This is a genomic window from Mycobacterium sp., assembly GCF_032159565.1.
In the GTDB taxonomy this organism is placed as follows: Bacteria; Actinomycetota; Actinomycetes; order Mycobacteriales; family Mycobacteriaceae; genus Mycobacterium.
In genome coordinates this window covers 25,568-48,160 of record NZ_JAVHWR010000142.1, presented here as the reverse complement: position 1 = coordinate 48,160, position 22,593 = coordinate 25,568, and the positions used below count along the sequence as shown (strand labels likewise).

27 protein-coding genes are annotated in these 22,593 nt (G+C 66.0%); 17 read left to right on the top strand and 10 right to left on the bottom strand.

The window, feature by feature from the left end:
- Positions 1-29: 29 nt before the first annotated feature.
- Together QOC76_RS19355 and QOC76_RS19350 are read right to left on the bottom strand one after the other, a co-directional pair.
- Complete coding sequence (locus tag QOC76_RS19355; protein ID WP_526359409.1) at positions 30-788, bottom strand: SDR family oxidoreductase; 759 nt, start codon at positions 786-788, stop codon at positions 30-32.
- A gap of 2 nt (positions 789-790) precedes the next feature.
- A complete protein-coding gene (locus QOC76_RS19350; RefSeq protein WP_526359325.1) occupies positions 791-1,546 on the bottom strand; it encodes a TVP38/TMEM64 family protein in 756 nt (251 codons plus the stop codon).
- 42 nt (positions 1,547-1,588) lie between these two features.
- On the opposite strand from QOC76_RS19350, the gene QOC76_RS19345 reads away from it, so the two are divergent.
- Positions 1,589-3,208: an FAD-binding protein gene (locus tag QOC76_RS19345; RefSeq protein ID WP_526359323.1), complete on the top strand. Its 1,620-nt coding sequence runs from the start codon at positions 1,589-1,591 to the stop codon at positions 3,206-3,208.
- Between the two features lie 89 nt (positions 3,209-3,297).
- Here QOC76_RS19345 and QOC76_RS19340 read toward each other — a convergent pair whose 3' ends face one another.
- On the bottom strand, positions 3,298-4,188 hold the full coding sequence (locus QOC76_RS19340) for an acyl-CoA thioesterase (RefSeq protein WP_526359321.1): 891 nt from the start codon (positions 4,186-4,188) through the stop codon (positions 3,298-3,300).
- 142 nt (positions 4,189-4,330) lie between these two features.
- On the opposite strand from QOC76_RS19340, the gene QOC76_RS19335 reads away from it, so the two are divergent.
- Both QOC76_RS19335 and QOC76_RS19330 read left to right on the top strand, forming a co-directional pair.
- Positions 4,331-5,206: a LysR substrate-binding domain-containing protein gene (locus tag QOC76_RS19335; protein ID WP_526359319.1), complete on the top strand. Its 876-nt coding sequence runs from the start codon at positions 4,331-4,333 to the stop codon at positions 5,204-5,206.
- A gap of 62 nt (positions 5,207-5,268) precedes the next feature.
- Positions 5,269-6,489, top strand: a complete 1,221-nt coding sequence (locus QOC76_RS19330) for an MFS transporter (RefSeq protein WP_526359317.1) — start codon at positions 5,269-5,271, stop codon at positions 6,487-6,489.
- Here the strand turns inward: QOC76_RS19330 and QOC76_RS19325 are convergent.
- Together QOC76_RS19325 and QOC76_RS19320 are read right to left on the bottom strand one after the other, a co-directional pair.
- Positions 6,446-7,942, bottom strand: coding sequence for an FAD-dependent oxidoreductase (locus QOC76_RS19325; protein ID WP_526359315.1), 1,497 nt, complete (start codon positions 7,940-7,942; stop codon positions 6,446-6,448). The two genes, QOC76_RS19330 and QOC76_RS19325, sit on opposite strands and share 44 nt — an antisense overlap.
- 2 nt (positions 7,943-7,944) lie before the next feature.
- Positions 7,945-8,358, bottom strand: a complete 414-nt coding sequence (locus tag QOC76_RS19320) for a hypothetical protein (RefSeq protein ID WP_526359313.1) — start codon at positions 8,356-8,358, stop codon at positions 7,945-7,947.
- A gap of 86 nt (positions 8,359-8,444) precedes the next feature.
- Here QOC76_RS19320 and QOC76_RS19315 point away from each other — a divergent pair, with 86 nt between their 5' ends.
- A complete protein-coding gene (locus QOC76_RS19315) occupies positions 8,445-9,002 on the top strand; it encodes a TetR/AcrR family transcriptional regulator (RefSeq protein ID WP_526359311.1) in 558 nt (185 codons plus the stop codon).
- 16 nt (positions 9,003-9,018) lie between these two features.
- On the top strand, positions 9,019-10,002 hold the full coding sequence (locus QOC76_RS19310; protein WP_526359309.1) for a methyltransferase domain-containing protein: 984 nt from the start codon (positions 9,019-9,021) through the stop codon (positions 10,000-10,002).
- A gap of 81 nt (positions 10,003-10,083) precedes the next feature.
- Here QOC76_RS19310 and QOC76_RS19305 read toward each other — a convergent pair whose 3' ends face one another.
- On the bottom strand, positions 10,084-10,590 hold the full coding sequence (locus QOC76_RS19305) for a nitroreductase/quinone reductase family protein (RefSeq protein ID WP_526359307.1): 507 nt from the start codon (positions 10,588-10,590) through the stop codon (positions 10,084-10,086).
- A 15-nt stretch (positions 10,591-10,605) separates the two neighbouring features.
- Between QOC76_RS19305 and QOC76_RS19300 the strand changes: the two genes are divergently transcribed.
- Positions 10,606-11,037, top strand: a complete 432-nt coding sequence (locus QOC76_RS19300; RefSeq protein ID WP_526359305.1) for a VOC family protein — start codon at positions 10,606-10,608, stop codon at positions 11,035-11,037.
- Positions 11,038-11,051: 14 nt separating this feature from the next.
- Here the strand turns inward: QOC76_RS19300 and QOC76_RS19295 are convergent, their stop codons facing one another.
- Positions 11,052-12,635 (bottom strand): PTS transporter subunit EIIC, encoded by a 1,584-nt coding sequence (locus QOC76_RS19295; RefSeq protein ID WP_526359303.1) that lies wholly within the window; start codon positions 12,633-12,635, stop codon positions 11,052-11,054.
- A gap of 124 nt (positions 12,636-12,759) precedes the next feature.
- On the opposite strand from QOC76_RS19295, the gene QOC76_RS19290 reads away from it, so the two are divergent.
- The 4 genes from QOC76_RS19290 to QOC76_RS19275 are packed head-to-tail and all read left to right on the top strand — an operon-like array spanning position 12,760 to position 15,796.
- On the top strand, positions 12,760-13,221 hold the full coding sequence (locus QOC76_RS19290) for a PTS sugar transporter subunit IIA (protein ID WP_526359407.1): 462 nt from the start codon (positions 12,760-12,762) through the stop codon (positions 13,219-13,221).
- On the top strand, positions 13,221-14,006 hold the full coding sequence (nagB, locus tag QOC76_RS19285; RefSeq protein ID WP_526359301.1) for a glucosamine-6-phosphate deaminase: 786 nt from the start codon (positions 13,221-13,223) through the stop codon (positions 14,004-14,006). The genes QOC76_RS19290 and nagB overlap by 1 nt, the downstream gene beginning before the upstream one ends.
- 9 nt (positions 14,007-14,015) lie before the next feature.
- Positions 14,016-15,149 (top strand): N-acetylglucosamine-6-phosphate deacetylase, encoded by a 1,134-nt coding sequence (gene nagA, locus QOC76_RS19280; RefSeq protein ID WP_526359299.1) that lies wholly within the window; start codon positions 14,016-14,018, stop codon positions 15,147-15,149.
- Positions 15,146-15,796, top strand: a complete 651-nt coding sequence (locus QOC76_RS19275) for a DUF998 domain-containing protein (protein WP_526359297.1) — start codon at positions 15,146-15,148, stop codon at positions 15,794-15,796. The genes nagA and QOC76_RS19275 overlap by 4 nt, the downstream gene beginning before the upstream one ends.
- 5 nt (positions 15,797-15,801) lie before the next feature.
- Here QOC76_RS19275 and QOC76_RS19270 read toward each other — a convergent pair whose 3' ends face one another.
- Positions 15,802-16,719, bottom strand: coding sequence for a LysR family transcriptional regulator (locus QOC76_RS19270; protein ID WP_526359295.1), 918 nt, complete (start codon positions 16,717-16,719; stop codon positions 15,802-15,804).
- Positions 16,720-16,838: 119 nt separating this feature from the next.
- On the opposite strand from QOC76_RS19270, the gene QOC76_RS19265 reads away from it, so the two are divergent.
- The 4 genes from QOC76_RS19265 to QOC76_RS19250 are packed head-to-tail and all read left to right on the top strand — an operon-like array spanning position 16,839 to position 20,119.
- Positions 16,839-18,113 (top strand): aromatic ring-hydroxylating oxygenase subunit alpha, encoded by a 1,275-nt coding sequence (locus QOC76_RS19265; protein WP_526359293.1) that lies wholly within the window; start codon positions 16,839-16,841, stop codon positions 18,111-18,113.
- Entirely contained in the window at positions 18,110-18,433 is a 324-nt protein-coding gene (locus QOC76_RS19260; RefSeq protein ID WP_526359291.1) for a hypothetical protein, read from the top strand. Before QOC76_RS19265 ends, QOC76_RS19260 begins: the two co-directional genes overlap by 4 nt.
- Positions 18,434-18,437: 4 nt before the next feature.
- On the top strand, positions 18,438-19,268 hold the full coding sequence (locus tag QOC76_RS19255; RefSeq protein ID WP_526359289.1) for a TauD/TfdA dioxygenase family protein: 831 nt from the start codon (positions 18,438-18,440) through the stop codon (positions 19,266-19,268).
- Positions 19,265-20,119, top strand: coding sequence for a TIGR03619 family F420-dependent LLM class oxidoreductase (locus QOC76_RS19250; protein WP_526359287.1), 855 nt, complete (start codon positions 19,265-19,267; stop codon positions 20,117-20,119). Before QOC76_RS19255 ends, QOC76_RS19250 begins: the two co-directional genes overlap by 4 nt.
- On the opposite strand, the gene QOC76_RS19245 is transcribed toward QOC76_RS19250, so the two are convergent.
- Complete coding sequence (locus QOC76_RS19245) at positions 20,116-20,688, bottom strand: TetR/AcrR family transcriptional regulator (RefSeq protein WP_526359285.1); 573 nt, start codon at positions 20,686-20,688, stop codon at positions 20,116-20,118. The genes QOC76_RS19250 and QOC76_RS19245 overlap by 4 nt on opposite strands.
- Positions 20,689-20,787: 99 nt before the next feature.
- Between QOC76_RS19245 and QOC76_RS19240 the strand changes: the two genes are divergently transcribed.
- From QOC76_RS19240 to QOC76_RS19230, 3 genes are read left to right on the top strand one after another with little or no spacing between them, the layout of a single operon-like run.
- Positions 20,788-21,264: a DUF1772 domain-containing protein gene (locus tag QOC76_RS19240; protein WP_526359283.1), complete on the top strand. Its 477-nt coding sequence runs from the start codon at positions 20,788-20,790 to the stop codon at positions 21,262-21,264.
- On the top strand, positions 21,264-21,581 hold the full coding sequence (locus QOC76_RS19235; protein ID WP_526359281.1) for an NIPSNAP family protein: 318 nt from the start codon (positions 21,264-21,266) through the stop codon (positions 21,579-21,581). The genes QOC76_RS19240 and QOC76_RS19235 overlap by 1 nt, the downstream gene beginning before the upstream one ends.
- A 19-nt stretch (positions 21,582-21,600) precedes the next feature.
- Positions 21,601-21,981: a DUF4267 domain-containing protein gene (locus tag QOC76_RS19230; RefSeq protein WP_526359279.1), complete on the top strand. Its 381-nt coding sequence runs from the start codon at positions 21,601-21,603 to the stop codon at positions 21,979-21,981.
- Here QOC76_RS19230 and QOC76_RS19225 read toward each other — a convergent pair.
- Positions 21,978-22,589, bottom strand: a complete 612-nt coding sequence (locus QOC76_RS19225; protein WP_526359277.1) for a TetR/AcrR family transcriptional regulator — start codon at positions 22,587-22,589, stop codon at positions 21,978-21,980. The genes QOC76_RS19230 and QOC76_RS19225 overlap by 4 nt on opposite strands.
- Between the last annotated feature and the right edge of the window lie 4 nt (positions 22,590-22,593).

Genomic DNA, 22,593 nt, shown 5'->3' with positions numbered 1-22,593 from the left:
GGTGTATTCCTGGGTTTTGTGGACTGAACTCAGGTAGTCGGCCTGGTGCGCGGCGACAACTGCACGATCTCGGGCACCACGCTCGGATTCGCATGAGCCGTGACGACCAGGGACACCAACGTGTTGGCGACGTCGGTGAGGGCCGACATCTGCGCGGGAAGCTGGCCGTGCTCGACCCACGACCGGAAGAGCAGCGACAGCAGATCCCGGTCCGCGCCGCGGAGGATCTCGGTGTCGGCCGTCGGGCCGATGCCGACGCGCACGATCGACAGTTCGGGGTGCTCGCTGCGCCACGAGTGCAGGATCTCGTCCAACGCGGCCTTGCTCGCGCTGTACGCGGACACCCCGGCCCTGGGGCGGCCGACGTCGTGGCTCGACGCGATCAGCACCACACCGTTGTCGGACAGATGGGGCAGCGCGGCCCGCAGCACGTTGTTGGCGCCGACCGCATTGACGGCGAACGCGTGCACCCACGTCGTCACGTCGGTGTCCTCGATGTGGGCGAACGGCACGACGGTGCTGGTGAACACCACGGCATCGAGGCCGCCGAGCGCTTCGGCAGCGTCACCGACGACGGTGTTGATCGCCGACGCGTCCTCCACGTCAAGTTCGAACGCGGTGCCTCCGACGGAGTCGGCCAGCTTGCTCAGCAGGTCCATCCGCCGCGCCGCCACCGCCACCTTGGCGCCGAGTCCGGCGGCGCTTTCGGCGACCGCATGGCCGATGCCGGACGAGGCGCCGACCACGAGAAGGCGAAGGCCTGCGGCGTCCGTCCGTCGACCGTCCATTGTCACTGCCCTTCCCTCTCGGGTGTTAGGTCACCCTTCGTTGGTGGGACAGTACCTGGTCCGTCGGTCGGCTGACGATGACGCCCACGCCAATGCCGGTAGCCGCGGTGGGTGGCGAACGCGCCGATGATCGCGGTCACGCACCAGATCGCGATGGCCGCGTAGGTCAGCGGCGACGACGGATCGCCGACTGACGCGCCGAGAGCGGTGTAGACGAACGCCCGCGGCACTGACCCGATGAACGCCCCGACGGCCATCTGCCACAACGGGACGCCGAACGCGCCGAAGGCATACGAGGCGAGCGCATCCGAAATCCCGGGGATGAACCGTTGACCGACCACCGCCCACAGCCCGCGCCGCCGGATCAGCCGGTCCACGCGCTCGGCGCGCTCGGCTCCCAACAGCGCCCGCGCGCTCTGCCTGCCTGCGCGCCTGCCGATCAAGCCGGTGATGACCGCCGTCCCGACGGTGGCCCCGAGCGTCACGAACAATCCGAGGACAGGTCCGAACAACACCCCACTGCCCGCCGCCAGGATCGGACCCGGCACGAAGATCGCGCCGAGAACCGACGACACCGCGACATAGGTGAGTGGCGCGGCCGGACCCGTCGCGGCGACGGTGCGTCGGACGGTTTCCAGGTCGATCACCCGAGTGACGGCGACCAGATAGAAGAGCCCGAGCAGCAACGCCGCGAAGAGGGCGAGCCGCACGATGTGGCGTCGTCGAAAGGTGGCGGGGAAGCCGTCGTCGTCGGTCATGTCAGACGCGATTCTTCCGCACGCCGCGTAGGGTCCGTCGCTATGACCGGTGACGACCCGGAAACACTGTCTGGCCCGCCAGCCGACCGCGGCACGAAAGCTGGCGGCGGCTGGCGCTTCTCACCGCCGGACGAGACGGTCGATGTACTCGTCGCAGGCTCTGGCGGAGGTATCGCCGGTGCCTATACCGCGGCGCGCGAGGGGCTTTCGGTTGCCCTCGTCGAGGCGGGCGATCAGTTCGGCGGTACGTTCGCCTATTCCGGCGGGGGTGGTATGTGGTTCCCCTGCAATCCGGTGCTCGTTCGGGCGGGCAGCGACGACACCATGGACGAGGCACTGCGGTATTACCGCGACGTCGTCGGAGAGCGCACCCCCGCCGCGCTCCAGGAGACCTATGTGCGCGGCGGCGCGGCGCTCATCGAATACCTGGAGGCCGATGAGCACTTCGCGTTCAAGGTCCTGCCGTGGCCCGACTACTACAGCTCGACGGTCGGCGCACGCAACGACGGAATGCGCCACATCGTCTCGAGGGCGGTGCCAGACAACCGCCTCGGCCGGTTCCAGGGATTGGTCGGTGGGCCGCTGGATCACCAGCGACTCGGTGTACCGCAGCCGGATCTGCTCACCGGCGGCCGTGCGCTGGTCGGCCGCTTCCTCTCCGCGATGGCCCACAGTCCCGCGGTGACCGCACATCTGAACACCAGCCTCGTCGAGCTGATCGTCCATGATGGCCACGTCGTCGGTGCTGGAGTCGAGTGCGACGGTCGGATGCGCGCGATCAGGACGCGTCGAGGCGTGCTGCTCGCCGCGGGCGGATTCGAACACGACGACGCGATGCGGGACCGATACGGCGTTCCGGGAGCCGCATCGGACACCATGGGCGCGCCCGGCAATGTCGGTTTGGCGCACCGTGCGGGGATCGCTGTCGGGGCAAGCACCGACCTGATGGACCAAGCGTGGTGGTCGCCGGGTCTGGTCCATCCCGACGGCCGAGCGGCGTTCGCGCTGTGCTTCACCGGCGGGATCTTCGTCGACAAGGCGGGACGCCGGTTCGTCAACGAGTCCGCCGCCTACGACAGAGCGGGCCGCGAAATCATTCGCGCCATGGACGACGGCACCGTCGGGTCGCGGTACTGGATGATCTACGACAGCCGAGCGGGTGACCAACCGCCCGTCATGGCGCCCAACGTGCCGTTCTCACCGACGAGTGAGTACGTCTCCGCCGGGCTGTGGCTACAGGCCGACTCGGTGGCCGAACTCGCGAACCAAATCGGAGTTCCCGCAGACAATCTCATCGCCACGGTGCATCGCTTCAACGAACTCGCACAGCGCGACGACGACGAGGACTTCGGTCGGGGCCGCGAATCGTTCGACCGGACATTCACCGGCGGCGGGTCGCCGCTGGTGCCGATCGACACCCCGCCCTACCGCGCTGCGGCGTTCGGGGTATCCGATCTCGGTACCAAGGGTGGTCTGCGCACCGACGTCGACGCGCGTGTGCTGGACGTCGACGACAGGCCGATCCCCGGTCTGTATGCGGCCGGCAACACCATGGCCGCGGTGTCGGGTACGACGTACCCGGGTGGCGGGAACCCGATCGGCGCCTCGCTGTTGTTCAGCCACCGGGCGGCACTGCACATGGCAGGCTACGGCGTGCGATAGCCGTCGACTGTGCGATTCTGGAGACAATGCGGCCGCGAAACCTCCAAATCCGCACAGTCCCCGCGTCTTCGAGCGTTCCGCGGTGAGGTTCAGCGGTTGGCCCGGATGAGCACCTCCTGCGTGGTGCTGGCGACGAGATGCCCGTCGATGTCGTGGATCGCGCCGCGCACCAGCCCGCGATGACCCGAGACCGATACCAGTTCCGCGGTGTGGCTGTGCCATCGGTCGAAACGTACCGGCCGGTGCAGCCACAGCGAGTGATCGAGGCTGAACGCCGTCGACGACTCGACGCTGACAGGATCGGGATGCGAACGCAGCGCGATGTCGAGAAGGAGGTAGTCGCTGGCGTACGCGAGCAGAACGCTGTGCAGCACCGGGTCGTCGCCGACATCGCGCGGCAACCGCATCCAATGCGAACGCGAACCGGTCGCGCGGGATCCGCCGAAAAAGTAGGTCGGCTCGGCGATGCGGATCTCTGCAGGCGGTGGCCTGCTGATCCAGGTCCGCGCTCTCTCCTGGAGTTCAGGCGGCGCGGTCTTCACCCAGTCCTGCAGCCGCGGCAGGCCTTCGGGCGTCGGCCCCGCCGGAGCGGGTTCGGCGAACCCCGGCTCGCTCGGGTTGTCGTGGAACGACACCATCGCGATCAACAGCGGTTCGCCGGCCTGTGTGACGGTGACGCGGCGGGCAGCCATCGACCGGCCGTCGCGTATCCGCTCGACCGCTATTTCGAGCGGGTGGTCGGGATCGCCCGACTTCACGAAGTAGGCGTGCAGGGAATGCGGCGGCTTCTCACCGACCGTGGTGGCGGCGGCGTGCATGGCCTGGGCGACCATCTGGCCGCCGAAGACGCGCCCGAACCGGTTCGCCTCGCTGTGAACGCGAAAGCGGTCGCCGCCCAGCGCTTCCGGCTGCAGTGAGCTGAGCAGGCCGTCGAGCGCGCGCAGGATCGCGCGCTTGAGATTTTCGTCGTTCTCGGTCACTGAGCCCTCCGCTTTCGGACACCGTCGTTGATTCACGCCCGACGTTGGATGCAGGCAGTGTAGCGACGCAGGGAATCGGCACCGGTCATGCATGAATCGCAAGTGATCTCTTCGCATCATGCATTTTCGTTATGGTCGAACGGTGAACCTGGAGGAACTGCGGTGGTTCGTGGTGCTCGCCGAGACGGAACACGTCACCGACGCCGCTGCCGAGTTGGCCGTCAGCCAGCCGACGCTGTCACGGGCCTTGGCGCGACTCGAGCGTGACGCGGGCACACCGCTGTTCGACCGGGTCAACCGCAGGCTCCGATTGAACCCGTATGGCCAGATCATGCTCGAGCACGCCAGGCGCAGCATCGCCGAGATGAGGTCTGCCACCGACCGCATCGCGGCGCTTCGCGATCCGGACACCGGCCGGGTTCGGCTCGGCTTCCTGCATTCACTGGCGAATTGGTATGTGCCCGAACAACTACGGCGCTTTCGCGAGTCGGCCCCCGCGATCGGTTTCGATCTGCTTCAGGGACCTGCGCACGAGATCACCCAGCGGGTGCTCGACGGACAGGCCGACATCGCGATCACCGCGCCACGTCCCGATGCACCCGGCCTGGCCTGGCGCCGACTGTATGTCGATCAACTGTGTCTCGCCGTTCCGCACGAACACCGGCTCGCGAACCGCGCCAGGGTAAGGCTGTCGGACGCCGCGGGCGAGCCCTTCATCGCACTCGGTGACCAGGCGGGTCTGCGACAACTCACCGATCAACTCCTCGCAGAAGATGACGTCAAGCCCGACATCGTCTTCGAAGCCACCGAGATCCCCACGGTGGAAGGACTGGTCGCGGCCGGGTTCGGGGTCGCCGTCGTGCCAGTTCCGCGCGATGGCGGCAAGTCGCGGATCGTCCACGTGCCGCTGACCAACGCGGGAGCCAAGCGGGATGTGGGCTTGGCGTGGGACCGGAATCGGCAATTGCCGCAACCGGCGAAGCGGTTCGCGGACTTTCTCAGCAGTGATGCGATATAGACATGAGTATGTCGATATCGATGCATTGGACACATTAAGAGGCGCAACCTAGCTTCGGTGTAGTGACCATCGAACAGTCGGCCCCACCGGTGTGGGCTGGGCATACCCGCGGGTCGACCGCGTACGGCCGACTGCTCGTCGCGCTCTTCTGCGCGGGGGTGGCGACCTTCGCTCAGCTCTACTCGCCGCAGGCCGTTCTCCCGCTGATCTCGGCCGACCTTCACATCGGCGCGGCCGCCGCCGCGCTGACGATCTCGGCCTCCACCGTGGGCCTCGCCATCGGTGTGATCCCCTGGTCCACGCTGGCCGACCGCATCGGTCGGGTCAGGGCGATATCGCTGTCGGTCACCGTCGCAACGGCGGTCGGGCTGCTCGTGCCCTTCGCGCCCACCTATCAGCTGTTGCTCGCGGGGCGGTTCGTCGAAGGGCTGGTGATCGGCGGCGTACCGGCGATCGCGATCGCCTACCTCACCGAGGAGATCGACCCCGCACACGCGGCGAGGGCGGCGGGCACATTCGTCGCGGGCACCACCATCGGCGGCCTGCTGGGTCGGCTGGTGTCCAGTCCCGTCGCGGAGATCGCGGGATGGCGCATCGGCGTGTTCACCGTCGCGGTGCTGTGCGGCCTCGCCGCCGTGAGCTTTGTCAAACTCGCCCCCCAACCGCAGGGCTTCGTTCCGTCGAACCAGTCGGGCGCCAATCCCGAAGGGAGCCTTGCCCACCGCCTGGTCGTCAACCTGCACTCACCGCGCCAGCTCGCCCTCTTTGCGCAGGGATTCCTGCTCATGGGCGGCTTCGTCGCGCTCTACAACTTCCTGGGATTCCGGTTGACCGCTGCGCCCTTTTTCCTGCCGCAGTTCGTTGTCAGCCTGGTGTTCGTGGCATACCTCGCCGGGACCTGGGCGTCGTCGCGCGCCGGCGCCGAAGCCACCCGGTTCGGCCGCAAACCGGTGCTGCTGGTGTCCGTCGCGATCATGGCCGCCGGCGTCGCAATCACACTGAGCACCAACGTGTTCGTCGTCCTCGCCGGCCTGCTGATCGGCACCGCAGGCTTCTTCGGGGCGCATTCGATCGCCGCGGGCTGGACCGGCCAGTCGGCACCGGCGGGCAAGGCGCAGGCATCGTCGTTGTACAACCTTTTCTATTACGGCGGTTCGAGCGTGTTCGGTTGGTTCGGCGGCGTGGCCTACGACGGGCACGGCTGGCCCGCCGTGGCGGGGACCATCCTGGCGCTGACCGTCATCGCAGCGGTCGCAGCTGCAGTGTTCCTTCCCGAGAACTAGACCCGATCCAGCGGTTCAGAGCCGCTGTCAGCGCTCCGCGATCCGAAGAGGCGCCGGCCCAGGCGATGTAGCCGTCCGGCCGAACCAGAACCGCGGGCCCGGTGTCGGTGCGCTCCACTTCGACGACGCCGGGGACGTCGACCGCCACCGCCTTATGCTCACGGATGAGTACAAACCCGGCGTAGCGCTGCACGTGCGTCAACCGGTCCTCGCGAAGTGGGATCTCCGTTGCCCTGGTGCCGACTAGCCGATGTTCGCCACGCCGATGCGGATACCTCAGCTCGGTGCCCGCGAAACTGCCCGCGACGGCGTCGCGGACCCGTGGAACGCGAAGCAGCCTCGGCGCCAGCAGGTTTCGCATCGCGCGGGCGATTCGCGGGTGCAAGGTGACACCGCGGGCCATCAAGCCCGACTGCAGCAGAACCCGCCGACCGATGGGATGGCGCTCGCTCTGGTAAGTGTCGAGCACCTCGTCCGGAGCGCCGCCGAGAACCGCGTCGAGCTTCCATGCCAGGTTCACGGCATCCTGTATGCCGGTATTCATGCCCTGGCCGCCCATCGGCGAGTGCACGTGGGCGGCGTCGCCTGCGAGAAGGACACGGCCGTGCCGGTAGTGGGCGACCTGGCGCTCGTCGCAGTGGAACCGCGACAACCAGCCGACTTCGCGCGCTCCGAGGTCGCGTCCCATCGCCCGGGTGAGCACGTCGATCACCTCGGTGGGTGAAACGGGGTCGGAATCGGGAACCTGATGCGCGCGGTCCCACACCATCACCCGGTACCACCTGCCGTCCTCGTCGCGGCGGTCGTACGGTGCGAGAAATCCGATCACGTCGCGGGTGCAGCCGAGGTTCAGCTCGCCGCCGGTCGGCCCCTCGGCCAGCTTCACGTCGGCCAGCACCACCGACGACAGGATCGTCTTACCCGGAAACTCCGCGCCGACGAGATCCCGCACAGTGCTGTGTGCGCCATCGGCGCCGATCACGTATTTCGCACGCCATGTCTGTCGGTGCTGCGGATCGTCGTCGTCCTTCGGTCGCGCCGTGACCGTCACGCCATCGGCATCCTGTTCGAGCGCAACGACTTCGAAGCCGCGACGGATTTCCGCTCCTTGCATCGCGGCGTATTCCGCAAGCGCTCTGTCGACGTTGGTCTGCGGGGTGATCGCGACGAATGGGTATGCCGAACGCAGATGTGTCAGATCTATTCGCGCCCCGGCGAAGATAGCAACACCGGGTGCCCGGTGAGCCTGTGCGAGAACGTCATCGGCCAACCCGCGGGCGTCGAGGACCTCCAGGGTCCTGGCCATCGTGGCGAATGCGCGGCTGGCCGGGTACATCTTCGGCCGGCGTTCGAGCACTGCCACCGACCGACCGCGCCGGGCCAGGTCACCCGCCGCGGTCAACCCGGCGGGGCCGGCACCGACGACGAGGACGTCCACGCCGGAGGCATCCACGATCACACCGCCGGAGTCACGTTGGCCGGGTTGGGGTACCACCGGCGGATGTCGTCGGGTGTCGACGTCGCCGAGTAGTTGAACACGAACCGGCATCCCGGGTTGGCGGCGTGCGCCGCGTTCACGATCGCCTCGAACAGCAGGGTGTTGCTGGCGACGAGTCGGACGCCTGCGCCGATGAGGACGGCGTCGTATCGCTTCGCGGACAGCCATGCGCGGGCCTTCTCGGCACCCGCCTCGCCGGTGCCGATCAGGCAGTTGTCCACCTCGTAGCCCGCCGAGCGCAACCCGGCGACGTTGTCGGTGTTGGCCCTGCTCAGTCCCTTCCGGGACAGCCCCTTGAACTGGGAGAAGTCGGCCGACTCGTAGTCGACGGCGTCGGGGTGCAGCCCAATCTGGATAGCGGTGACAGTCATGTCGCACTCCTTCAGTTCAACGCTTGTTGAACTGACGTTAGGCCGCGGATGCAGACTTGTCAACAACTGTTGAATACACTGGCGGCATGGCTTCGAGGACACGGAACCCAGCCGCCACCAAGGCCGCCATCCTGGCCGCGGCGAGGATGCAGTTCGGCCAGAGCGGATTCGAGAAGACGACGATCCGGTCGGTCGCGACCGCGGCGGGTGTCGATCCGGCCTTGGTGATGCATTACTTCGGTAACAAGGACGGCCTCTTCGGTGAGGTGTCGCGCCTCGACATCTCGCCTCCGGACCTGTCCGGGATCGCGCCGGGGGACGTCGCCGACGTCATGCTGCCGCTGTTTGTCGAGGTGTGGGGACCCGACGGGCCGTTCCTTCCGCTGCTGCGGGCGGCGGCGTCGAGCCAAGCGGCGGCCGACGCGCTGCTCGACGTGTTCGCCCGGCAGGTCGCGCCCGCGCTGGCCGACGTGGCGATCGACCGGCCTGCCGAACGGGCCGCTCTCATCGGTGCCCAGCTGCTCGGAATCGCGGTCGCCCGCTACATCATCGGAATTCCACCGCTTGTCGACATGGACGACAAGACGCTCGCCGGCTGGCTCAAACCCGTTCTCACGCACTATCTCACCGATCCGGCACCCTAAGCGTTATCGTTGCGTCGTGGAGCTTCTGCTCGGCATCGACATGCGTCCGAGCCGGCCTACCAGGCTCGCTGCGACGACCTTTACCGGACACGGCGCCAGTTGTATCCGGCCACCGCCGACGTGGTGCACAGGTTATTGGACGACGATGGCCGATGATCTCGCCGCGGGATTCCAGAGTGTCGATCGCGCTTCCGATTTCGAGGTGTTCGCCTGGGCCCACAGCTTGCTAGGGGATTGCCTGACGCTGATCGACTCGCTGCCGTTCTTCGCGGAGTGCAAGCGCGAAAGCTATGACCTGCTCGCCGCCCGGCCGGGTAGCAGCATCCTGGAGGTCGGATGCGGGCTCGGGGACGACGCGGCGGCGCTGGCGAGGCGCGTCGCGCCCGGCGGTTCGGTGGTCGCTGTCGACGGCAGCCAGGCGATGGTAGACGCGGCCCGCAGGCGCCACAGCGACATCGCGGGCCTGTCGTTCGACATCGCCGACGCCGCGCAGTTGCCCTTCGTCGATGAGACGTTCGACGGCTGCCGCATCGACCGGGTGCTGCAGCATGTACCCGATCCCCCAGCGGCGATCCGCGAAATGGCTCGGGTGTTGCGTCCCGGCGGTGTCCTGGTCGCGTTCGACAATGACTGGGAGACGCTGACGGTCGACTCGGCGGACAAGGCGCTGACGCGCACAGTACTGAATGCCTGGTGCGACCGATTCCCTTCGGGATCGATCGGCCGCCGGATGGTCGCGCTGTTCCTCGAAGCAGGCCTCGAGGACGTCGAGACCCATCCGAAGACACTGGTATGCAGCGACCTCGACGTCGCCGACCGGGTGTTCAGCTTCTTCGCGACCGCCGACGGCCTCGTCGACGCCGCAACCATCGGCGCAGACGACGTCGAGCGCTGGAAAAACGAATTGCGGGCCGTCGACGCGGCAGGCCGGTTCTTCACCTCGTACACCGGCTTCCTGGTGTCCGGAACCCGCCCCGGCGCATCGTGTGGCCCGGCATAGGCCGGGCACAGCAACCCGGTGTGCTCGGTGGTGGAGTACGACTCGCCGATGGGGCCAGGCGGCGAGATGCGCCGAACTGGTTTACGGGGACTGGATGTCTGACTCCCGGAAGATCTCGATGGCTTCGACAGGCTCGAGCGCGACGACGGGAATGTGCCGTGTCGTCGACCTCTGGTATGTCAGATACGGCGGGTAAACCGAGACCATGAAGTCCCAGATCCTGTGTCGCTCAACGTCTTCGGGCTCACGCCACGTCGCCCGGAATGCCTGGGTGGCGATCTGCACGTCGATGTGCTCGCTGTCGCGGAGGTTCAGGTACCAATCCGGGTGCGTGTCGGCGCCGCCCTTCGACGCGACGATCACCACCTCGCCGCCGATGTCACCGTAGATGAGTGGAACGATGCGCGTCTTTCCCGACTTGCGCCCCGCAACCCTGATCAGGCAGTGGGTGGTGAAGGCATGGCCGCCGACCTCGGAGATGTCCATGATGTGGCCCTGCGTGCCACCCGATTGCAGGTAGATGTCGCGGTGTTTGGCCATCCAGTTGCGGCGCTCTTGTCTGATGGCCGCCGCCGAGTCATTGCTCATGGCACCATCTTGCACGTGACCGAGGGAACCGCCCCAGCGATTACTGGGATCCATCATTTCTCCGTGACCGTCTGCGACATCGAAACCAGCGCGGCTTGGTATCAGCGGGTGTTTCGCGCGCAACGGGTGCCGATGACGTTTCCGCATTACGAACGCGAGGACACCGGTTACGGGGTGTTGCTCCTCGAGCCGGGCTCCGGCCTGGCGATCGGGCTGCACACGAACACCGGCAACGACGGCGCTCAGTTCGACGAGGCTCGAACGGGGCTCGACCATGTGGGTTTCAACGTGGATGGTCGCGAGGAGTTGGAGCGGTGGGCTGCGTGGCTCGGCGAACTCGACATCGAGCACTCCGGCATCAGGACCGGCGACGAGCCATTTCCCTATGCGACACTGGTTTTCCGCGACCCTGACAACATCCAGTTGGAGCTTTTCGCGGTCGTTTAATCGGGCTCAGAGTCCTAGAGAATGTCGTTGATGTCGCTCTTCAAAGCTTCGGCGTCGGTTCCGAACACCGCCTGCACGCTGTTGCCGACCTCGATCACACCGGCCGCCCCGAGGCGCTTCAGCCGCGCCTGATCGACCTTGTCCTTGTCGTTGACCTCGACGCGAAGCCGGGTGATGCAGGCGTCCACGTTCACAAGGTTGTCCCGGCCGCCGAACGCCGAGATCACCTGTTCTGCCTTGCTGTCGGCTGCGACCGGCGCGACCACCGTCGCGGTGGCCGCGCCCGACCGGGCTGGGCTCACGGTGGTGGCGGAGTCGGCGCCCTCGCCGAGGTTGGCCTCCTCCTCGGCCTCGAACTCGTCCTCCGGTTCACGGCCCGGCGTCCGCAGGTTCCACCGTGTGATCGCGAACCGGAACAGCAGGTAGTAGACGGCGAAGAACACCACACCCATGGCGATCAGCAGCGGGATGTTTTTCGCCGCCGGGGCCGTGCCGTAGAGCAGCAGGTCGATGAGGCCCGCCGAGAACGAGAAGCCCAGGTGAATGTCGAGCAAGTACGCGATTGCCAGCGACAGTCCCGTCAGCACAGCGTGAATGAGATACAGGGGGAACGCCACGAACATGAACGCGAACTCCAGCGGTTCGGTCACCCCGGTCAGGAATGCGGTCAGACCCGCCGCCGCAAGGATGCCGACAGCCACCTTGCGCTGCTTCTTGTTCGCCACGTGGATCATGGCAAGCGCGGCTGCGGGCAGCCCGAACATCAGGATCGGATAGAAGCCCGACGTCAGGATGCCCGCGGTGGGGTCGCCCGCGGCGAACCGGGTGAGTTCACCGGTCACGGGCGCGCCGCCGGGCGGTTGGTAGTCGCCGTAGAGGAACCAGATGTAGGAGTTCGGGATGTGGTGCAACCCGAGCGGAATCAGCATGCGGTTGGCGAACCCGTAGACGAACGCGCCGAGAGCACCTGCGCCGCCGATGAACTCGCCCAGCGCCGTCAGGCCGGCGTCGAAGATCGGATAGAAGTAGCTCATCGCGAAGGCGAGGAACAGGCACGCCAGCGACACCACGATCGGGACGAACCGCCTGCCGCCGAAGAATCCGAGATAGGACGGCAGTTGGATGGTGTGGTAGCGGTCGAAGAGCCACGCGGTGACCAGGCCGACCACAATGCCCGCGAACACGCTGTAGTTGATCTGGGCCTGCTCGCCCGCCTTGTCGACCTCGCCCGCGAGGACGATAGGTGACATCGTCTTGAACACCGCCTGCACCACCAGGTAGCCGACGACAGCGGAGAGCGCGGTGGAACCGTCGGCCTTCCTGGCGAAACCGATCGCGACGCCGACGGCGAACAGCAGCGGCAGATTGGTGAACAGCGCATCGCCTGCGGCGCTCATCGCCTTGAAGAACGGCCCGATGACGGGCGCCTCGATCCTGCCCAGCAGGTCGGGTTGGCCGAGCCGCAGCAGGATTCCGGCCGCCGGCAGCACCGCGATTGGCAGCATGAGGCTCTTGCCAAGCCGCTGCAGCTGGGCGAACCCGGGAAGGTGCCTACCCGACTTTCGCTGAACCGCTTGAGGTTTCGCCGCGTCACTCATTGCCGGTCACCCTTCTCTGCCGCAAACATTCACTGCCGCTGAAGCTGAGCGGAAGCTTAGACGAGAACAGGCGAAGTTTGGACCGTGTTGCGGGCACACTCGTATTGTTTGGAGGGTGAGCAAGATGCTGGTTCAGGCCCCTGTCGCAGGGCGCGCAGTTCGGCTCGAGGACGTTCCCGACCCGGTGTTCTCCCAGGGCATGGTCGGGTACGGCGCCGCGGTGGACCCTCCGCGCGGTGTGGTCGAGGCGGTCGCGCCGGTCAGCGGCAAGTTGCTGAAGCTGATGCCGCACGCCTACATCGTCATGACACCCGACAACGTCGGTGTTCTGGTTCACCTCGGTCTGGACACCGTCGCGCTGAAGGGTGAGGGCTTCACCACCCACGCCACCCAGGGCGACGAGGTGACCGCGGGACAGCTCATCATCACCTACGATGTGCCCGCTGTCCAAGCCAAGGGGCTCAATCCGATCGTCCCCGTCGTGGTCATGGACGAACGCGAATCCGACAACGTGGTCCCATCGGAAGCCGTCGCCGAGGGCGCGGACATTGCTTCGGGCGCAGACCTTTTCACTGCGAACAAGTAATGGAAGTCATCATCCTGCCCGACGCCAAGGAGATCGGCGGCGTGGCCGCGGACGCGATCACCGCTCTGCTCGACCGCAAACCCGACGCCGTGCTGGGGCTGGCCACGGGGTCGTCGCCGTTGGCGATCTACGACGAGCTGGCGGCGCGCTGCGACGCGGGCACGATCTCGTTTCGGCAGGCGCGCGGGTTCACCCTCGACGAGTACGTCGGGCTGCCCGTCGACCACCCGCAGCGGTACCGGACCGTCATCGAGGACGTTTTCGTGTCGCGGGTCGACTTCGCGCGCGGAGCGGTCGAGGGCCCGGACGGCTCGGCCACCGACATCCCGGCTGCCTGCACGGCATACGAGCACGCGATACAGGCGGCGGGCGGCGTCGACCTGCAGATTCTCGGGATCGGCACCGACGGTCACATCGCCTTCAACGAGCCGGGATCCTCGTTGGCGTCACGGACCCGGATCAAGACGCTGACCCGGCAGACGCGGGTCGACAACGCCCGCTTCTTCGACGGTGACCTGGACGCGGTGCCCACCCACTGCCTGACCCAGGGGCTGGCGACCATCATGGAGGCCGGCCATCTGATCCTGGTGGCAACCGGTCGCAGCAAGGCCGAGGCGGTGCACCATTTGGTGGAGGGCGCGGTGAGCGCGCTGTGGCCTGCCACCATCCTGCAGCATCACCCGCATGTCACCGTGCTGCTCGACGACGCCGCCGGCCGCCGGCTTCAGCTCGTGGACTATTACCGCGAGACCTACCTCTCGAAGCCGAAATGGCAGGGCATCTGAGACATTGTCATGCTGATCACCATCGACACTCTGCTGACAGGCCGAGAGCTGTTGCGGCCCGCGTGGATCGAGGTCTCCGACGGTCTGGTGGCTGCGACAGGGGCGGGTCCGGCACCCCGTACCGCGGACCGGGAGCTGGGCGCGGTGGCGGTGGTGCCGGGTTTCGTCGACACCCATCTGCACGGCGGGGGAGGCGCGAACTTCTCAACCGCGGTGCACACCGACACGGCCACCGCCGTGGACTTCCATCGCAGCCACGGCACCACGACGCTGGTCGCGTCCCTGGTGACTGCCGGTCCGGATGACCTGCTGCGTCAGGTCGAGGCATTGGCCGACGACGTCCGCTCCGGCCTGCTCGACGGAATCCACCTGGAAGGCCCGTGGCTTTCCACGCTGCGGTGCGGTGCGCACCAGCCGTCCCTGATGCGGGATGCCGACCCAGCCGAGATCGATCGCGTCCTTCGGGCGGGCGGCGGCGCGATCCGCATGATCACGTTGGCGCCCGAACGGGACGGCGCCGTTGCCGCGACCCGGCAGATCGTCGATGCGGGCGTCGTGGCCGCCGTCGGCCACACCGAGGCGACCTATGACCAGACCCGCGCGGCGATCGACGCGGGCGCGACGGTGGCCACGCATCTGTTCAACGCGATGCGTCCGATCAACACCCGCGAACCGGGCCCGGTCATCGCGTTACTGGAAGACCCGAGGGTGACGGTCGAACTGATCACCGACGGTGTCCATGTCGACCCGGCTCTGTATCGCCATGTCTGCCGTAGCGCCGGACCGGATCGGGTGTCGTTGGTGACCGATTCGATGGCGGCCGCGGGCATGTCCGACGGTCGATACCGGCTTGGTCCGCTGGCCGTCGACGTCGTCGGCGGGGTGGCGCGGGTCGCGGGCACGGAGACCATCGCGGGCAGCACCGCGACGATGGACCACCAGTTCCGGTTCGCCGTGCAGCATGCTGGATTACCGCGCGACGACGCGTTGATGGCTGCGGTGCGTCAGGTCTCGATCAATCCCGCACGGGCGCTGGGCTTTTCGTCTTCGGGATTGACGCCAGGCGCCGGCGCCGACTTGGTGGTGCTCGACGCGCAACTTACCGTGACGGGCGTGATGCGGCGGGGGTTGTGGGTGGCGTGAGCGCGGCGCGCACAGCTGCTGGTATCTGGTTGGCGGGCGCGGCTGTGTACCTGATCAGCGAGGCCATCGCAGCCGCGAGCGTTCCCGGTTACAGCTACGTCGCCGACTACATCAGCGACCTCGGGTCCGTGGCGATCATGAACATCGGGGCGTTCATGCTGCACGGCTCGTTGTTTCTCGCAGGCGCCGTTGTCATCGCACGTGCGTGCCCGACTCTGGGCTGGGCCGGTTGGGGTTTCGTGCTTGCGGCGGCAGCGAACGCGATCGGCAACATCCTGGTCGGCACGTTCCGAAGCGGTGCTGCCGGAGCAACCTCGCACATCAACTGGCACGTGATCGGTGCCGGGATGGCGATCATCGGCGGGAACATCGCGGTGATCATCGTCGGAATCGTCAGTCGCCGGTTCGGTGCACCACGAAGTTATCGTCGCGCGAGTGTCCTCATCGGCGTGGTCGGGATCGCGTGCCTTCTTGTACTGATCATCGACGGCCTGAACGGGTCTCGGCTTCTTCCCGTCGGAGTGGTGGAGCGCGGTTCGGTGTACTCGATCGTCGTTTGGGAGATCATGACGGGTATGGCCGTATTGCGATTTCGGCGCGCTTTCGTGCGCGGAGCGTCGATTAGCGCGCCGAAATCGCCGCGGTGAGGGAACTAGGCGCGGGCGATGTTCTCGACGATGATTTCTCGCGCCGCCTCGTAGAACGCGCTGATGAGCGTCGAGAAGGACAGCTCGAAGGGGTAGATCATGTGTACCTCGAGCGGTTCGAGTTTCCACTCCGGCAGCACCGGCACGAGGCTGCCGTCACGCAGTTCTTCGGTGCAGATGATCTGCGTGGGCATGGCGCCGATGCCGAGGCCGCCAAGGATGTATTGCTTGCAGACCTGAAAGTTGTTGGCGCGCGCCCGCACAATGGGTGCAAGCTCGTGTTGGCGCTTCTGCTTGGACACCGTCAGCCTGCGTGGCCCTGCGAAGCCGAAGTCGATGAAGGGCAACGTATTCAGCTGTGTCGGAACAGTGATCGGCTCGTCCAGGTCCCGCACGAAGTCCGATGACGCGCAGAGAAACAGCTCCAGATCGAAGACCTTGCGGGCGATCAGCGTCGAGTCCTGCAGCGGCCCGGTTCCGAAAACCACGTCGAATCCGTCTCTGATGGGGTCGACCATGGTGTCGACCAGCCGGATGTCGAGGCGTGAGTGGGGATAGCGCTGAAGGAAGGTGGCGCCGACCCTCGACGCATAGTCGACACCGACGAAGACCGGTATCGCGACCTTCAGCTCACCCTGCGGCTCCTGCCTGCTGCCCTCGACCAGAGCGCGCACACCGTTGGCCTCGGTCAGGATGTTCACCGCGTGGGCGTAGATCTGCTCACCGAGGTCGGTGACGGTCAGCTGGTGTGTGTTCTTGCGCAGCAGCTTGATGCCGAGGTCGGATTCCAGCTTCGTCAGCTTTCGGCTGACCGTCGACTTGGGCATCCCGAGCAGCGCGGCCGCCTTCGACAGGCTGCGATTCTCCACCACCTTGCCGAATACCAGCAGGGCGTCCAGGTCGAAGGGCAGGTTCTGTTCCACTGGGCTGTTTTGCTCCTCGCGTCCGCCGGCATCGTTCCAAATATGCAACAGGGTGTTGAAGTTTTGCATCTGTTTCGAGCAAATCACCAGCTGTTACGTTCGGCCAGGAGGTGGGCCTCATGAGTCACAACAGCCTGGTGACCAAACCTGCAAGCGGACATTGGACCGACGCATATCCCGAACTCGGCCGCGGCCCGGTGTCGCTCGAAGACTGTGTTTCCGAGGATTTCTACGTAAAGGAACGCGAACACGTCTTCAAGAAGACCTGGCTCTACATGGGTCGGGTCGAGCGGGTGCCGAAGTCGGGCAGCTACTTCACCCGCGAGCTGAGGTTTCTCAACACCTCGATCATCATCGTGCGGGGCAAGGACGACGTGATTCGCGCCTTCCACAACATCTGTCCTCACCGCGGCAACAAGATGCTCTGGGAGGACGACCCGTTCGAGGAGGTACAGGGCCGCGCGCCGCTGCTTTACTGCCGTTTCCACGGCTGGCGCTACAAGCTGGACGGCTCCCTGCACTCCGCCACCCGCAAGGATCTACTGCTCGACTTCGACGCCGACAGCTGCCGGGTGCCTGCCATCCAGTGCGAGGTGTGGGAGGGCTTCATCTTCATCAACCTCAACCCGGCCAACACCGAACCGTTGCGGTCGTTCCTCGGTGAGTTGGCGCACGGCATTGAGGGCTATCCCTTCCAGGGTCCGCACCAGGTCTACCGGTTCAAGGCCGAATTGCAGTGCAACTGGAAGATCTTCCTAGACGGCTTCGCGGAGAGCTACCACGGGCCGTACCTGCACGCGTCCTCATTCGGCGCCCTGACAGCCGAGGCAAGAGAGGCGTTCGATCAACCGAACCCATTCACCGACGCGCTTGCATATCAGCTCAAGGGTCCGCACCGGATGTTCTCATTCTCCGGCGAGCCGTCTCGAAAAACGCCGTACTCGAAACCGATCGAGTGCGTATTCGAGGCCAGCGCGGCCGGCCCTTGGAACAAGAAGGTCGAGCGCGGGCCGATGCCTGCCGGGCTCAACCCCACCCGGTCCGACAAGTACGGCTTCGACTCCTATCAGTTCTTCCCCAATTTCGTGCTGATCTTCGGTGCGTCCGGCTTCACGGTGCACACGCACTGGCCGACCGGACCGCATTCGCACATCTTCGAAACCGAGGCGTATTACCAGCCACCCACGACCCACAAGGAGCGATTGGGCCAGGAGCTGACGATGACATTCCTCAACGACATCATCCTGGAGGACGCCAGCCCGTCCGAAGGTTTGCAGGCGATGCTGAACAGCGGAGCCCTCACGCATTTCACCATGAACGACGAGGAGATCCTGCTGCGCCATCTGCATAAGACGGTGGCCGACTATGTCGAGGCGGGGGAGGCGGGACGATGAATGCGACTCTGCCGCCTGAGTTCTCGCACCTCGATCACTTGGTCGAAGAGTGGGCGATCGAAGACGGCCATGAGCGCTACGTGAAGCGGGTCAACAGCTCCATGGACGAGATCAAGGCGTTCTACGACGAAGTCTTTCCTGTCGCGGAGGAAGCGGTCGCCTACATCGACAAGTTCGACTATTCCGAACCGCTTCCCGACGACGTGGCGAATCTGCGCAACCTGCTCTACTCGCTGATTACCGTTTCACTGGCGGTCGAACTGTGGAATCAGCCGCGCGTGAAGCATTCGGCCACCACGATTCTCACGAGAGTGAGCTGACGTCATGGGACTGACCTCCGCACGGCTGGACATCGTCGATCTCACCCCGCGGATCGGCAGTGAGATCAGGACCGACCTCGAGACCCTTGTGAGTGGGCGAGAAGCCGAGAACATCCGGGCGACGCTCGAGCAGCGCGGCGTGGTCTTCTTTCGTGGCATGGAGATCGACGACGAACAACAGGTCGCGATCGCCAACACCCTCGGTGCGATCCCCGAAAACGAGGGCCAGGGCGGCATTTACAAGGTCTCCCTCGACAAGAGCGTCAACCAGCGAGCCGAGTATCTGAAAGGCTCGATGTTCTGGCACTTCGACGGCTCTTTGCAGCCCTACCCGAATCTCGCGACGCTGTTGCGGGCCATCACGCTGTCGGATACCGGCGGTGACACCGAGTTCTGCAACACCTACGCGGCATACGACGATCTGCCCCAGTCGGACAAGGACTACATCGCCGACCTGCGCGTCGTCCACAGCGCGGAGCGGTCGCAGTACTACGTCCGCCCGGAGATGAGCTACGACGAGATCACGTTCTGGCAGAAGTCGCCGACGAAGGCGTGCCCGATGGTGTGGACGCACCAGTCGGGGCGCAAATCGCTGCTGCTCGGCGCGACAGCGGATTACGTGGTCGGGATGCCCGTCGAGGAGAGCCGCGCTCTGCTTGCCCGCCTTCGTGACTGGGCCACGCAGCCGCAGTACGTCTACCGGCACGAGTGGCAACCCGGCGACCTACTCATCTGGGACAACACCGGCACCATGCACCGGGTGCTGGAGTATTCCGTCGACAGCGGCCGCCTGATGCACCGCACGATTCTCGCGGGCGAAGAGCCGCTGCAGTGAAACTTGCCATCGCCACGCCGGTCGTCACCAACGTCGCCGGGGCGCCACTGACATGGGAGAGAGACGCGTCGATCGAGGAGATCGGGCGCGTGGCCGAGGCGGCGGATCAACTCGGCTACCACCACCTCACGTGCAGCGAGCACATCGGCATCCCTGCCACCGAAGCGGGGCGGCGCGGCTCACGGTACTGGGACCCTCTTGCCACGTTCGGCTATGTGTCGGCACGCACCGAACAGATCCGGCTCCTCACGCTGACTTTGGTGCTCGGCTACCATCACCCACTCGCGATCGTGAAGCGCTACGGCACACTGGATCACGTCAGCGGTGGCAGGGTGATCCTCGGCGTCGGGGTGGGCACGCTCAAAGAGGAGTTCGACCTCCTCGGCGCACCGTTCGAGGACCGCGGTGAACGCGCCGACGACGCGCTTCGGGCTCTGCGTGCCGCGCTTGCGAGTAGCGAACCGGTCTATGCAGGCAAGTACTACGAGTTCGGCGGACTCACCGTCGATCCGTGCGCGTTACAGCCCCACATGCCGATCTGGATCGGTGGGCGCACCAAGCGATCGTTGCGCCGCGCGGTCACCCTGGCCGACGGATGGTGTCCGTTCGGTATTTCGCTCGACACCGCCGCGGAGTGGCTGGGCGCGCGGGAACTTCCGCCCGGGTTCGAGGTGGTACTGCCCGCCGACCAACCGCTTGACCCCATCAAAGAACCCGAGGCGACGATGGAGACGCTGGCGGCCATGGAAGCCGCGGGGACGACGATCATCTCCGCCAGGTTCATCCACCACTCGCTCGAGCACTACCTCGAGCAGACCCACGCACTGGCCGAGCTGCACGGGTCGGTCTAACTGGTGAACTGATCGACGAGCAGTTGGAGACGTTCGGACTCATAGCCAGGGCGTAGGCGGCCAGTACGGCTGAGGGTGACCAGTCCGTGCACTGCAGCCCAGAACACCTCGGTGAGCGCGTCCGCGTCCTGCTCGTCGGCGACGAGGCCGACCGCTTGGCGTAACTCGGCGAAGGCCGCCGTCAGCTGAGGCGGTGTGTCCAGGGCGGCGAAGCGCAAGGTGGTCGCGTTGGTGAACATCGCGTCGTAAACCGCCGGGTTGTCGCGGGCGAAGTCGAGGTAGGCGTGTGCGACCCGGGTCAGGGCGTCGCCGGCCGTGTCGGTGTCGGAGCGGGCGGCCCGGATCACATCGGCGAGCTCGCCGAACCCGTCGATTGCGACGGCTTCAGCGATTTGCTCCATGCCCGCGAAGTGTTTGTACAAGACAGGCTGGCTGTATTCGATCTCGGTGGACAGCCGACGGGTGGTGACGGCGTCCCAGCCTTCGGCCTCGGCCAGCTTGCGGGTCGTCGCGACGATCAGCTGTCGGCGGGCGGCTCGCTCACGCCCGCGGCGATCTTGGATGGCCACACTGGATGATAGCACCGCTACGAGTTCTAGCACTGCTATTGACGCATGTCGATCCGGGGGTTAGCGTTGCTAGCAGTTTCGCCCGAAGGGAGCCACGACATGGCGTTGGACCTCATTTCACGTGCCGCCGCGCTGATCGCGGTGCTGGGTACCGCGGTGGTCTACGGCACCGACGTGTTCTCCGCGATCGTGCTGCGACCGGCATTGGCGGTGGTCGACGAGCGTGCTCTGGTCGAGGTCATGGGAAGCGTGCATCGATACGGAGACCGGCGAATGCCTGTGCCGGGGGTGCTCGGGGTTCTGGCCACCGCGACAAGCGCAGTGCTGGCCGCGGTGGCCGCACACTGGGCACAAGCGATCGCCGCGGCCGCCGCCGTGGTCCTGCTGTTGGTCTGGGTCGCGCTCTACGCACGGGTGAGCGCACCAATCAATCGACAGCTGACAGCAGCTGCTGACGCCGGCCAGCCGCTGCCGAATGGGCATGCGCTGCAGACGAAGTGGGACCGAATCATCGACGCTCGCGCCGTGCTGCAAGGTCTGGCACTGGCCGCCCTGTGCGTGGTGCTGGCGATCTGATGTTTCAGCTGAGGATCTACACCCTGCGATCATGCGAGGCTCTGCAGCAGTACGCGACGGTTCATTGGGATCGCCACTCGGCAACCTTCAAGACATTCGGCGTCACCGTCCACGGTGTGTGGACCGAGCGAAGCGGCGGCGCGAATCGGCTCGTCGCGCTGATCAGCTACCCACCGAGCGCCGACCCCGAACAACATACGCGGCAGATCATGACCAGCCCGGAATTCGCCGCCGACATGGCCGGCTTCGATGTCAACGAGATCGTCGACGTTCAGTCGGTGCTGCTTGACCCGACATCATTCTCACCGATCCGCTGACAACCCAGGAGTGTTCGACATGACCGCCACGACCGTCGCCTACACGCTCGCCGGACTCATAGCCGCGGGCATTATCTTCGTCGGTGCACGGTTTATCGTCGCGCCGCGCGCCGCCGCGGCCGGCTACGGTGTGCAACCAGATCTTGGTCAGCGATCCGCCGGCGCGTACTTGAGCGTCAAGGGCGTCCGCGACATCGCGTCGGGACTGTTCGTCCTCATCCTGATGGCGGCCGGCGCCACGCAGTTGCTCGGCTGGGTGATACTGGCCGCCACGATCATTCCGCTCGCCGACGCGGCCATCGTGCTCGGCAACGGCGGCCCGAAGTCAATCGCCTGGGGAGTCCATGGCCTCACCGCCGCCGTCATGGTCATGACTTCTGCGCTTCTGCTCGTTTTCTAGGGAACAAGACGGCCGCGGGCCGGCCGGTCCGGCGCGAACCCGCGCACGGCATGCGCGCGTACGAATTCGGCAACGACGCGCGCGTCGTCCATGTCCAACGACGCCGACGGGGTGCTGAACAACGAGAACAATATCCGCGCATACCACTCGCCTGCGGCAACCGCGTCGAGATCTTTTCGCACCTCGCCGGTGAGCTTCGCCGCGGCGAGATAGGGAGCGAGAAACTGCGTGCACTCGCGCAGCAGCACGGCGGCATTCTTGGTGAGCAGCAGGCTCACCTCGTCTTCGTCGAAGTAGTCTTCCGGCTCGATCACGCGTCGCGCCCTTGTCACGAACACTCCCGCCAGGACCAGTTGGTCCTCCAGCGTCTCGCCTTTACGCATCGCCGAGGCCATCTCTCGATAGAACTTCTGCGAAGCGCCCTCCGCGCAGGCCTCGACGATCTGAGCCTTGTCGCGGAAGTACTCGTACACCGTGCTGCGCGAGACATCGGCGGCCCGTGCGATGTCGACGATGGTCGTCTTGTCCAGGCCGTGCCGACGGAAGCAGTCGAACGCGGACTCGATGATGAGCTCGCGGGTATCTGTCGCGGTCGATGCCGAAGTCATGGCG